Below are 292 nucleotides of genomic sequence, written 5' to 3'. Positions count from 1 at the left end.
GCAACGAGTTAAAGGAGGAAATAAGCAAATGGTAAGAGCAATAGTAGGCGCCAACTGGGGCGACGAGGGAAAAGGAAAAATTACGGATATGCTGGCGAAAGAATCCGACATCATCATCCGCTTTCGGGGAGGCAGCAACGCAGGACATACGATCATTAACAACTATGGCAAGTTCGCACTCCACCTTCTGCCGTCCGGTGTATTCTACAGCCATACAACGAGCGTGATAGGAAACGGCGTAGCGTTAAACATCCCGTTCCTGATAAAAGAAGTGGAAGAACTGGTAAGCAAG

Annotated in this window: 1 protein-coding gene; it reads left to right on the top strand. The window is 48.3% G+C overall.

Annotation, left to right across the window (positions count from 1 at the left end):
* Window positions 1–28: 28 nt before the first annotated feature.
* Window positions 29–292: adenylosuccinate synthetase (locus tag NE473_RS31850; RefSeq protein ID WP_256265705.1), on the top strand; the 264-nt coding region annotated here is incomplete at its 3' end.

Origin of the sequence: Hungatella sp. SL.1.14 (assembly GCF_024460495.1) — a bacterium.
Taxonomy (GTDB): Bacteria; Bacillota; Clostridia; order Lachnospirales; family Lachnospiraceae; genus Hungatella; species Hungatella hathewayi.
The sequence above is the reverse complement of the archived record's forward strand: the minus strand, read 5'-3'. Positions and strand labels throughout refer to the sequence as shown.